This is a genomic window from Micromonospora sp. NPDC002296 (assembly GCF_040296145.1).
Classification (GTDB): Bacteria; Actinomycetota; Actinomycetes; order Mycobacteriales; family Micromonosporaceae; genus Micromonospora.
Genome location: NZ_JBEOWQ010000091.1, coordinates 1 through 9,637 on the forward strand (window position 1 = coordinate 1; position 9,637 = coordinate 9,637).

Consider the following 9,637-nt stretch of genomic DNA (forward strand, 5'->3'; position numbering starts at 1 on the left):
GCCAGGCCGGTGGCCCGGGCCCGCTCCAGGGTCGCCCCGCAGGCCGCCGCGGCGGCCTGCACCCAGTCGTGCGGCTCCTCCACCTGGGCGAGGGTGCCGTGGAAATCGAACAGCACCGCCTCCACGGGCCGGCGGGACGCCTGGGCGCTGGCGGCGGCGTCGATGCCGCGCGGCGGGGTCGGGCTGGGCGGTTCGGCATGGTCCGGCACGCCGTGCACCCTACCGACCGCCCCGGACGCCGGTGTCGGACGGCCTTGACAGGTGGTCCCGCGACGCACGCATTAATCTTGACGACATGTCGAGTCCCGCCGAGCGGTACGCCGCGGCCCGCCGCCGGGCCGCGCAGGCCTCACAGTTTCCGGCGCTGGACGAGTTCGCCCCTGACCTGGGGTTCGATCTCGACGACTTCCAACGGGAGGCGTGTCAGGCCTTGGAACGGGGCAGCGGGGTGTTGGTCTGCGCCCCCACCGGCGCCGGCAAGACGGTGGTCGGCGAGTTCGCCGTACACCTGGCCCTGCGCGGCGACCCCGCCCAGCCGCTGGGCGCCGACGCGGCGCCCACCCGGCGCAAGTGCTTCTACACCACCCCGATCAAGGCGCTGTCCAACCAGAAGTACCACGACCTGGTGAACCGCTACGGTGCCGAGCAGGTCGGCCTGCTCACCGGCGACAACGCCATCAACGGGGACGCCCCGGTGGTGGTGATGACCACCGAGGTGCTGCGCAACATGCTCTACGCCGGCTCGGCCACCCTCGATGGCCTGGCCTACGTGGTCATGGACGAGGTGCACTACCTCGCCGACCGGTTCCGCGGCGGCGTGTGGGAGGAGGTGATCATCCACCTGCCCGCCTCGGTGACCCTGGTCTCGCTGTCCGCGACCGTCTCCAACGCCGAGGAGTTCGCCGACTGGCTGGTCACCGTGCGCGGCGAGACGACGGTGGTGGTCAGCGAGCACCGGCCGGTGCCGCTGTGGCAGCACATGCTGGTCGGCAAGCGGATGTTCGACCTGTTCCACGACGCCGACGCCGCCCGCAAGCACGATGTGCACCCGGAGCTGCTGCGCTACACCCGCGACACGATGCGCCGGTTGGAACTCGGCGAGGGGCGCAGCGCAGGCCCCGGCGCCGGTCGGCGCGGCCCCCGCTGGCGCGGCCCGCTGCGCCCCGACATCGTCGACCGGCTCGACCGGGAGGGGCTGCTCCCGGCGATCCTGTTCATCTTCAGCCGCGCCGGCTGCGCCGCCGCCGTGCAGCAGTGCCTCGCCGCCGGCCTGCGGCTGACCTCACCGGACGAACGCACCGAGATCCGCCGGGTCGTCGAGAGCCGGGTCACCGCCATTCCCGGCGAGGACCTGACGGTCCTGGGCTACTGGGAGTGGCTCGACGGTTTGGAGCGCGGGCTGGCCTCCCACCACGCCGGCATGCTCCCGGTGTTCAAGGAGATCGTCGAGGAGCTGTTCGTCCGGGGCCTGGTCAAGGCGGTCTTCGCCACCGAGACGCTCGCCCTGGGCATCAACATGCCGGCCCGCTGCGTCGTGCTGGAGCGCCTGGTCAAGTACAACGGCGAGGCGCACGTCGACCTCACCCCGGGGGAGTACACCCAGCTCACCGGCCGGGCCGGCCGCCGGGGCATCGACGTGGAGGGGCACGCGGTCGTCGTCTGGTCCCCGGAGACCGACCCCCGGCACGTCGCCGGCCTGGCCTCCACCCGCACCTACCCGCTGCGCTCCAGCTTCCGCCCGTCCTACAACATGTCCGTCAACCTGGTCGGCACCGTCGGCGCGGAGCCGGCCCGGGTGCTGCTGGAGTCCTCGTTCGCCCAGTTCCAGGCGGACCGGTCGGTGGTCGGCCTGGCCCGCCAGGTGCAGCGCAACACCGAGACCATCGACGCGTACGGCGTGGAGGCCGGCTGCCACCACGGCGACTTCGACGAGTACTTCGCCCTGCGGGTGGCCATCGCCGACCGGGAACGCGCCGTCGCCCGGCAGGGCCAGCACCAGCGCAAGGCCGCGGCGGTGGAGTCGCTGGAGCGGCTGCGCGTCGGCGACGTGATCCGGGTGCCGGCCGGCCGGCGCGCCGGCCTCGCGGTCGTGCTCGATCCGGCCACCGGCGGGTTCGGCGAGCCCCGCCCGCTGGTGCTCACCCAGGACCGCTGGGCCGGCCGGGTCGGCCCCGGCGACTTCACCACCCCGGCCGAGGTGCTTGCCCGCATCCGGGTGCCCAAGCACTTCAACCACCGTTCCCCGGGGGCCCGCCGGGACCTCGCCGCCGAGGTCAGCGGCACCGGGCTGGACCGGCACGCCGGCCGCCGCGGCGGCCGGTCCCGGCAGGGCGCCGGTGAGGACCACGCGATCAGCCAGCTCCGCTCCGAGCTGCGCCGGCACCCGTGCCACGACTGCCCCGACCGGGAGGAGCACGCCCGCTGGGCGGAGCGCCGCCACCGGCTGGAGCGCGACACCGAGGAACTGCGCCAGCGGGTCGCCGGTCGCACCGGCTCGTTGGCCCGCACGTTCGACCGGATCGTCGCGCTGCTCACCGCGCGCGGCTATCTGTCCGCCGACGGCGCGGTCACCGACGCGGGTCGGATGCTCGGCCGGATCTGGACCGAGGCCGACCTGCTGGTCGCCGAGTGTCTGCGCCGGGGCGTCTGGGACGGCCTGTCGCCGTCGGAGCTGGCCGCCGCGGTCTCGGTGGTGGTCTTCGAGGCCCGCCGGGACGTCGACGAGCGGGCGTCGCTGCCCCGTGGGCCGGTCGCCGAGGCCGTCGAGGAGACGCTGAAGCTGTGGGGGGAGATCGAGGCCGACGAGGCCGCCCGGGGTCTCACGGTCACCCGCGAGCCGGACCTCGGCTTCGCCTGGCCGATCTACCGCTGGGCGCGGGGCGAGGCGCTGGCGAAGGTGCTGGCCAGTGGCCACGAGATCGACGGCGAGATGCCGGCCGGGGACTTCGTCCGCTGGGCCCGGCAGGTGGTCGACCTGCTCGGCCAGCTCGCCGACTCAGGCGGGGCGTCCACCGAGCTGCGGGCCACCGCCCGGCAGGCCATCGCCGCGGTGAACCGGGGCGTCCTGGCCTACCACGCCACCGCCTGATCATCACCGGTGCGGCCGGCGGGGCCCATGGCCCGGCCGGCCGTCGGTGGGGTCAGCCCTGGGCGGCCAGGGCGTCGACGAGCCGGCGGCAGGATCCGGCGAGGTTCCACCGCTCGGCCAGCTCCAGCAGCCGGTCCGGGGCCACCGGCGACGGCGGCAGCGCGGTCGGCAGCTCCGGTAGCGGCACGTCCAGCGCGACCCGCACCACCTTGGGCGCGACGGCCAGGTAGTCCCGGGCGGCGTCGAGTTTCGCCCGCAGGCCGGGGGCGAATCCGGAGCCGGGGTCGTCGAGGGCGGCGACGATGCCGTCGAGGTCGCCGTACCGGTCGATCAGCCGGGCCGCGGTCTTCTCCCCGACGCCCGGCACCCCGGGCAGTCCGTCGCTCGGGTCGCCGCGCAGGGCCGCGAAGTCGGCGTACCGGTCGGCGGGCACCCCGTAGCGGGCCCGCACCGCCGCGTCGTCGCAGTCGTCCAGCTTCGCCACGCCACGCCCCACGTAGAGCAGCCGCACCCCGCGCTCGTCGTCGACGAGTTGGAACAGGTCCCGGTCGCCGGAGACCACCTCCACCGGGGCCGGCTGGGTGACCGACAGGGTGCCCAGCACGTCGTCGGCCTCGTACCCGGCGGCGCCGACGGTGGTGATGCCGATCGCCGCCAGCACGTCGAGGATCACCGGCACCTGCGGGGTGAGGGTGTCCGGCACCACCTCGCCGCCCTCAGGCGCCAGCCGGTGCGCCTTGTACGACGGCAGCAGCGCCACCCGCCAGTCCGGCCGCCAGTCGTGGTCCATCGCGCAGACCATCCGGTCGGGACGGCGGGTGCGGATCAGCGTGGCGAGCATGTCGAGGAAGCCGCGTACCGCGTTGACCGGGGTGCCGTCCTCGGCCTTCGCCACGGACTCGGGGACGCCGAAGTAGGCCCGGAAGTAGAGGCTGGGGGCGTCGATCAGCATGATCGGGGGTCGGTGTGCCACGCCGGACAGCCTGGCACAACCGTCCGACGATTCGGGTACGGCGCGGCGGTCAGCGCGGCTCGTCGTGCCGGTACAGGGTCTCCCGGCGGGCCAGCCGCTGCACCGCGTAGCTCGCCACCAGCAGGACGATCGCGACGACCGCCTCCAGCCACGCCACCGCGCCGTTGGCGACTGTCAGGCCGATGGCCAGCAGCGCCAGCCCGGCCACCGCGAGGATGCCGGCCCAGAGCAGCCCGCGTCGCCGCCGCGCCCCGCGTTTCCGCCCGTCGTCCGCCACCCGCGCCGCCCGCCTTCCGCCCGTCGCCGCCCGCCGCAGTGGTGCCGGCGCAGCTTCAGGCTAGCCAGGCGGCGACCCGGTCCGGGCGGCTTCGCCCGGAGCCCACCGCCACCACCGGTCGAACCAGTCGCGGACGCCCTCGACGTCGCCCGCGCCGAGGGTGACCATCAGCGCGACCTGGTGTCCTTTGATGGCCAGAGCAGCAACACGCGTGGTGCCCACAGGTCTGCTCCGTCTCGTGGGGGCGTCGGGCGTCATCGGGGTGCGTCGAGGCGGCGCTCCAGCGTCTCGACGCGGGCGACGAGCGGCTGGAGCTGCTGGTGCACCGCGGCGACCAGCGCTTGCGTCGGGTCGGTCCCGCCGCCGGCGGCGGGGGCCTGGGCGCGCAGGTACATGTAGCCGGCGAGGGCCGCCGTCACGGCCCGGCGCACCAGCCGGGGCTCGGCGCCCAGCGTCCGCAGCACCTGCCCGGCGGTGCCGTCGGGCTCGGCGGCCAGGCCCACCAGCAGGTGCTCGCAGCCGACGTAGTTGTGCCCCATCGCGATCGCCTCGGTCGCGGTGATCTCTAGCGCCGAGGCGGCGGTGCGACTGAAGTGGATCGAGGACGGGGCGTCGGTTGCCTCCGCCGCGTTGGCCGGGCGCCGGTCCAGGTCGTGCTGGACCAGGGCGGGATCGATCTCCATTGCCTGGAGCACGTGCAGCGCCAGGTTTTCGCCCTCGGCGAGCATGCCGGCCAGCAGATCGCCGGTGCCCACCGACGCCGCGTCGGCCACCCGGGCCCGGGCGATGGCCAGCTTGACGACGGTGCGGGCGCGGGCGGTGAACCTCGGCAGTCGCTCGGCCAGGTCGTCGGCCTCCAGGCCCGCGAGCGCGACCTGCCGGATGGCGGTGACCTGGCGGACCGCCTGTTCCAGGGCGCGCTGACAGATCGCGGACACCGGGACGCCGCTGTCGCGCACCGCGCCGGCCAGGTCGTCGGGCAGGTAGACATTGATCTTCGGCATTGCCGCCTCCGCTGGGGTTATCAAGGGGTTATGTAGTAGGTATACCCCCGCCGGGGGTATCTTCACAAGCGTTTGTCTCCCCACGATTCACACCCTTGTGGCAAGCGGGTGCCCGGCTCTGTGGCCCGCCGCCGCGCCGGTGCGGGCGCGGCCGTCCCGGCCCGGCCGCCGACCGAACCGGGTGTCCGGCGGTTGCCAAACGACCGTTAAGCTGAGCGCGTGGGAATCGACGAGCTGTACCCCGCCGGGCGGCTGGCCGCCGCGCGCGACGCCACCGCCGCCGCCGGCCTCGACGCGCTGCTGCTCACCCCCGGCTCGGACCTGCGCTACCTCACCGGCTACGACGCCCACGCCGGGGAGCGGCTGACCTGCCTGGTGCTGCCCGCCCAGGGCGAGCCGACGCTGATCGTGCCCACCCTGGAACGCCCCGCCGCCGAGGCGTCCCCCGCCCCGGCCACCGGCGTGCGGATCGTCGACCATCCCGACGGCGCCGACCCGTACCCCCTGGTGGCCGCCGCCCTCGACGGGCCGGTCGCGGCCGTCGGCCTGGCCGACCGGATGTGGGCCGAGCAGGTCCTCGCCCTGCGCGCCCTGCTGCCCGGCACGGCGCAGCGCCTCGCCGGTGAGGTGCTGCGCGAGCTGCGCGTCCGCAAGTCCCCGGCGGAGGTCGCCGCCCTGGCCGAGGCCGGCGCCGCCATCGACGCCGTACACCTGCGGATGGGGGAGTGGCTGCGCCCCGGCCGCACCGAGGCCGAGGTCGGCACCGACATCGCCGCCGCGATCCGCGCCGCCGGCCACGTCACCGTCGACTTCGTCATCGTCGCCGCCGGCCCCAACGGCGCCAGCCCGCACCACGGCACCTCCGACCGGCCGATCGGCGCCGGCGAGCCCGTGGTGGTCGACATCGGCGGCACCATGCCGTCGGGCTACCGCTCCGACTGCACCCGCACGTACGTCGCCGGTGGCCCGCCCCCGGCGGAGTTCGCCGACTACTACTCGGTGCTGCACGCCGCCCAGGCCGCGGCCGTGGCCGCCGTCCGTCCCGGCGTCACCGCCGAGGCCGTCGACGCCGCCGCCCGCGACCTGATCACCGCGGCCGGGTACGGCCCGGCGTTCCTGCACCGCACCGGCCACGGCATCGGCCTGGACGGCCACGAGGACCCGTACGTGGTCGCCGGCAACCCCCGGCCGCTGGAACCCGGCATGGCGTTCTCCGTCGAGCCGGGCATCTATGTCGCGGGCCGACACGGCGCCCGCATCGAGGACATCGTCGTCTGTACGACGGACGGCGTGGCCCGGCTCAACACCACCCCCACGGAGCTCATCGCGCTATGACTGTCGACCGGATCCTGCCCACCGACGAGGCCCACGACCTGCTCGACCTGGCCACCGAACTCGCCGACCGGGAACTCGCGCCCCGGGCCGCCGGATTCGAGCAGCGCGCCGAGTTCCCCCGCGAGGTGCTGCGCACCCTCGGCCGCGCGGGCCTGCTCGGTCTGCCGTACCCCGAGGAGCACGGCGGTGCCGCCCAGCCGTACGAGGTCTACCTCCAGGTGCTGGAGATCCTCGCCAGCCGGTGGCTCGCCGCAGCCGAGGCGGTCAGCGTGCACACCCTGTCCTGCTACCCGGTCGCCCAGTTCGGCACCGACGCCCAGCGCAAGCTGCTGCCCGACATGATCGGCGGCGAACTGCTCGGCGCGTACTGCCTGTCGGAGCCCCAGGGCGGCTCGGACGCGGCGGCGCTGCTCACCCGCGCCACCCGCGACGGCGACGCGTACGTGGTGACCGGCACCAAAGCGTGGATCACCCACGCCCGGGTCGCGGACTTCTACAACATCTTCTGCCGCACCGGCGGGCCCGGCCCGAAGGGCATCTCCTGCCTGCTCGCCGACCGCGACACCCCCGGCATCGTCCCCCAGGCCCCCGAACGGACCATGGGCCTGCACTCGTCCCCGGTGGCCCAGATCGCCTTCGACGATGCCCGGGTCCCCGCCGACCGGCTGATCGGCGGGGAGGGGGCCGGCTTCACCATCGCCATGTCCGCCCTGGACTCCGGCCGGCTCGGCATCGCCGCGTGCGCCGTGGGCCTGGCCCAGGCGGCCCTCGACTACGCGGTCGGCTACGCCCGCGAGCGGCAGCAGTTCGGCCGGGCGATCGTCGACTTCCAGGGCCTCGGGTTCATGCTGGCCGACGCGGCCACCCAGATCTCCGCCGCCCGCGCCCTCACGCTGCACGCGGCCCGGCTGCGCGACGCCGGCCGGCCGTACTCGATCGAGGCGGCGAAGGCGAAGCTGTTCGCCAGCGACATGGCGATGCGGGTGACCACCGACGCGGTCCAGGTGCTCGGCGGCGCCGGTTACGTGGTCGACCACCCGGTCGAGCGGTACCTGCGGGAGGCCAAGGTGCTCCAGATCGTGGAGGGCACCAACCAGATCCAGCGGCTGGTCATCTCCCGCGATCTGGCCAAGGGCTAGCCTGGCCCAATGGTCTTCGAGCGGATCACCGTCGACCCAGACGTCATGGGCGGCGCGCCCTGCGTGCGTCAGTCCCGGGTGCCGGTCGCCACGGTCCTGGCCATGATGGCCGACGGGATGAGTGCCACGGACATCCTCACCGACCTGCCGTTCCTGGACGAGGAGGACATGGCCGAGGTGCTGCACTACGCGGCGGACGCGGTGCGCGACCGGGCGGCACGCTGAGCGTGCCCCCGGCCGGCCCCTCGTCGCGGGTCAGCGCGATTACGGGTAGGTTGCACGCCGTGGAGGAGATCGACCGGGCCATCGTCGCGGCGCTGACCGCCGACGGGCGGCTGTCGTACACGGTTCTGGCGGAGAAGGTCGGCCTGTCGGTGTCCGCGGTCCACCAGCGGGTCCGCCGGCTGGAGCAGCGCGGGGTGATCAAGGGGTACGCCGCCCGGGTGTCCTTCGAGGCGCTGGACCTGCCGCTGACGGCCTTCGTGGCGATCCGACCGTTCGACCCGTCGCAGCCGGACGACGCCCCGGAGCGGCTGGCCCACCTGCCGGAGATCGACTCCTGCTACTCGGTGGCGGGGGAGGACTTCTACCTGCTGCTGGTACGGGTGGCCAGCCCGGCGGACCTGGAGCGGGTGCTCCAGGAGATCCGTACGGCCGCGAACGTCACCACCCGCACCACCGTCGTCCTGTCCACCCCGTACGAGAACCGGCCGCCGAAGATCAGTGGCGACCCGCCGCCGCGTCGGCCCCGGGCGGCGGGGGAGTCGACTGGTTCCACCGCTGGATGACCCGCCGTCCGTGCTCGTGGCCGAGCACGCTCACCGTGGCCGTGTCCAGCCGTAGCCGCCCGCCGGCGGCCGGCGGCAGCCCGATCCACCGGGCGCCGAGCACCCGCAGGCTGTGTCCGTGGCCGACCAGGGCGACGTCGCCGTGCTCGAGCAGGGGGGCGGTCCGGTCGAGCACCCGGTCGAGCCGCCGGCCGACCTCGGCCGGGGACTCACCGCCGGGGAAGCCGTCGGTCCAGATGTTCCAGGCCGGGCGGTCGCTCTGGATGTCGGCGGTGGTCCGCCCCTCGTACTCGCCGTAGTGCCACTCGGCCATGTCGGGGTCGGTGTCGTCGACGGTCAGCCCGGCCAGCTGCGCGGTGCGCAGCGCCCGGGTGCGCGGGCTGGACAGCACCCGCGTGAACAGCCGGCCGGCGAGGAGCGCTCGGAGCGCGCGGGCCTGTCGCTCGCCGTCGGCCGTGAGGTCCAGGTCGGTGTACGAGGTGTGCCGGCCGTTGGCGCTCCACTCGGTCTCGCCGTGGCGGATGAGCATGATCTCTCCCATCCGCCCAGTCAACCAGGCCCGACCGCCGCCTCCCCACTTCACCTAGCCTCCTAGGATGCACTACGGGGTGCGCCCCCGCACCGGGCGAGGTTTCCGGCCCGCGCCGACCGGGCATGCCTGACGACAGGAGGCCGCACGGCCCCGGAACCGCCGGAGCAGAGGGAGTCCGAGATGAGCTTCACCGACAAGGCGAAGAACAAGGCCCAGGAGCTGACCGGCGCCGCCAAGGAGCGGATCGGCGAGGCCACCGACAACGAGCGGATGCGGGCCGAGGGCGCCACCGAACAGAGCGACGCGCGGGCCCGGCAGGCGGGCGAACACGTCAAGGACGCCGGCCGGGACGTACGGGACGCGTTCACGAAGTGACCTGACCACAGCGGCGGGGGGGGGGGGGGGGCGCGGGGGGGGCCCCCCGGGGGGGGGGGGGTGCGCCCGCGGGTGTGGGCGGGCGGGGGGGGGGGCCCCCCCCCCCCCCCCGCCCGCCCGGCGGGG

General features: G+C 74.8%; 11 protein-coding genes and 1 pseudogene. 6 read left to right on the top strand and 6 right to left on the bottom strand.

Annotation, left to right across the window (positions count from 1 at the left end; translation table 11 throughout):
- Positions 1 to 209 (bottom strand): annotated as a pseudogene (locus ABT023_RS28500) (haloacid dehalogenase); the annotation flags it as partial.
- A gap of 86 nt (positions 210 to 295) precedes the next feature.
- Here ABT023_RS28500 and ABT023_RS28505 point away from each other — a divergent pair.
- Positions 296 to 3,088, top strand: a complete 2,793-nt coding sequence (locus tag ABT023_RS28505) for a DEAD/DEAH box helicase (RefSeq protein WP_350889713.1) — start codon at positions 296 to 298, stop codon at positions 3,086 to 3,088.
- Positions 3,089 to 3,140: 52 nt separating this feature from the next.
- Here the strand turns inward: ABT023_RS28505 and ABT023_RS28510 are convergent, their stop codons facing one another.
- The 4 genes from ABT023_RS28510 to ABT023_RS28525 all read right to left on the bottom strand — a co-directional run bounded on the left by ABT023_RS28510 (position 3,141) and on the right by ABT023_RS28525 (position 5,342).
- Positions 3,141 to 4,040, bottom strand: a complete 900-nt coding sequence (locus ABT023_RS28510) for a 5'-3' exonuclease (RefSeq protein WP_350889727.1) — start codon at positions 4,038 to 4,040, stop codon at positions 3,141 to 3,143.
- 70 nt (positions 4,041 to 4,110) lie between these two features.
- Positions 4,111 to 4,338, bottom strand: coding sequence for a hypothetical protein (locus ABT023_RS28515; protein ID WP_350889715.1), 228 nt, complete (start codon positions 4,336 to 4,338; stop codon positions 4,111 to 4,113).
- A 60-nt stretch (positions 4,339 to 4,398) separates the two neighbouring features.
- On the bottom strand, positions 4,399 to 4,560 hold the full coding sequence (locus ABT023_RS28520) for a hypothetical protein (protein ID WP_350889716.1): 162 nt from the start codon (positions 4,558 to 4,560) through the stop codon (positions 4,399 to 4,401).
- A gap of 32 nt (positions 4,561 to 4,592) precedes the next feature.
- On the bottom strand, positions 4,593 to 5,342 hold the full coding sequence (locus ABT023_RS28525; protein WP_350889717.1) for a Clp protease N-terminal domain-containing protein: 750 nt from the start codon (positions 5,340 to 5,342) through the stop codon (positions 4,593 to 4,595).
- A 219-nt stretch (positions 5,343 to 5,561) separates the two neighbouring features.
- Here ABT023_RS28525 and ABT023_RS28530 point away from each other — a divergent pair, with 219 nt between their 5' ends.
- The 4 genes from ABT023_RS28530 to ABT023_RS28545 are packed head-to-tail and all read left to right on the top strand — an operon-like array spanning position 5,562 to position 8,604.
- Positions 5,562 to 6,677: a M24 family metallopeptidase gene (locus tag ABT023_RS28530; protein ID WP_350889718.1), complete on the top strand. Its 1,116-nt coding sequence runs from the start codon at positions 5,562 to 5,564 to the stop codon at positions 6,675 to 6,677.
- Complete coding sequence (locus tag ABT023_RS28535) at positions 6,674 to 7,816, top strand: acyl-CoA dehydrogenase family protein (RefSeq protein ID WP_350889720.1); 1,143 nt, start codon at positions 6,674 to 6,676, stop codon at positions 7,814 to 7,816. The genes ABT023_RS28530 and ABT023_RS28535 overlap by 4 nt, the downstream gene beginning before the upstream one ends.
- Positions 7,817 to 7,825: 9 nt before the next feature.
- A complete protein-coding gene (locus ABT023_RS28540; RefSeq protein WP_350889721.1) occupies positions 7,826 to 8,041 on the top strand; it encodes a DUF433 domain-containing protein in 216 nt (71 codons plus the stop codon).
- A 59-nt stretch (positions 8,042 to 8,100) separates the two neighbouring features.
- Positions 8,101 to 8,604 carry an Lrp/AsnC family transcriptional regulator gene (locus ABT023_RS28545; protein ID WP_350889722.1) on the top strand — a complete coding sequence of 168 codons (504 nt, stop codon included), beginning with the start codon at positions 8,101 to 8,103 and terminating at the stop codon, positions 8,602 to 8,604.
- Here the strand turns inward: ABT023_RS28545 and ABT023_RS28550 are convergent.
- Positions 8,537 to 9,145, bottom strand: a complete 609-nt coding sequence (locus ABT023_RS28550) for a histidine phosphatase family protein (RefSeq protein WP_350889723.1) — start codon at positions 9,143 to 9,145, stop codon at positions 8,537 to 8,539. The two genes, ABT023_RS28545 and ABT023_RS28550, sit on opposite strands and share 68 nt — an antisense overlap.
- A 171-nt stretch (positions 9,146 to 9,316) precedes the next feature.
- Between ABT023_RS28550 and ABT023_RS28555 the strand changes: the two genes are divergently transcribed.
- Positions 9,317 to 9,511, top strand: coding sequence for a CsbD family protein (locus ABT023_RS28555; RefSeq protein ID WP_350889725.1), 195 nt, complete (start codon positions 9,317 to 9,319; stop codon positions 9,509 to 9,511).
- Positions 9,512 to 9,637: the final 126 nt, after the last annotated feature.